The organism is Microcoleus sp. D2_18a_B4 (assembly GCF_036702475.1).
GTDB lineage: Bacteria > Cyanobacteriota > Cyanobacteriia > Cyanobacteriales > Microcoleaceae > Microcoleus.
Genome location: NZ_JAUBTL010000154.1, coordinates 1 through 1,002, shown reverse-complemented (window position 1 = coordinate 1,002; position 1,002 = coordinate 1). Strand labels below are relative to the sequence as shown.

2 protein-coding genes are annotated in these 1,002 nt (G+C 57.1%); both read right to left on the bottom strand.

Annotated elements, in window-relative coordinates:
- Positions 1-32: 32 nt before the first annotated feature.
- Positions 33-389, bottom strand: coding sequence for a hypothetical protein (locus QUB04_RS32450; RefSeq protein WP_333290760.1), 357 nt, complete (start codon positions 387-389; stop codon positions 33-35).
- Positions 390-610: 221 nt separating this feature from the next.
- Positions 611-1,002 (bottom strand): hypothetical protein (locus QUB04_RS32445; protein WP_333290759.1); only part of this gene is annotated, 392 nt, incomplete at its 5' end.

Sequence of the window (1,002 nt, the reverse complement as noted above, 5' to 3'; positions counted from 1 at the left end):
ATTGGTTGACACGCCTTTGTTGAGAGACTCTCTTAACTTATACGTTTGTTAGCATTTGTTAGCGAAAAAGTGTCGGTTGTCACTTTCCCAACTATTCCCCGTTTGACTAGCGGCAGCAACATCAACCGCGAGGTAACAGTAGTCGTTCCAGCGACCGGCACCATTAGTAATACTTCCCAAAGTCGATCGACCACTTTTGACCCCGACCCCAGCAATAACAACGGTTCCGAGTCCAGAGCCACTGTCACCACGGCCATTTTACTCGCTCCGCCTTCACCCAACAAGCTTCCATCAGCCGACAGCAGCAATGTGGCGATCGCGCCCAACAGCGTTGTCCGACTCGGCGGGCTCGGAGGCAGAGACTCAGACGGCACGGTGGTTGCATTCACTATCAGCACCCTGCCGTCGGCAAATCAAGGCATCCTGTTCTTGGGCGACCCCGCAACCGGGGGAGTCGCCGTCACGGCAGGTCAAACCCTGACAGCCGAGCAAATTACCCAGTTGTTCTTCCAGGCGTCCGGCAATTTCATAGGGGGCAACTTCACCTACAGCGCTACAGATAACTTCGGCGCCACCAGTGCGGCAGTCGCCACTGTGTCTCTCATTCCCCTTAATGAACCGATACCGACGCCGACACCCGCGCCCATACCAACACCAACACCACCAACACCGGCACCAACTCCAACACCCGCGCCGGAACCAACACCAACACCAACACCAACTCCAACACCCGCGCCGGAACCAACACCAACACCAACACCAACTCCAACACCCGCGCCGGAACCAACACCAACACCAACACCAACTCCAACACCCGCGCCGGAACCAACACCAACACCAACACCAACTCCAACACCCGCGCCGGAACCAACACCAACACCAACACCAACTCCAACACCCGCGCCGGAACCAACACCAACACCAACACCAACTCCAACACCCGCGCCGGAACCAACACCAACACCAACACCAACTCCAACACCCGCGCCGGAACCAACACCA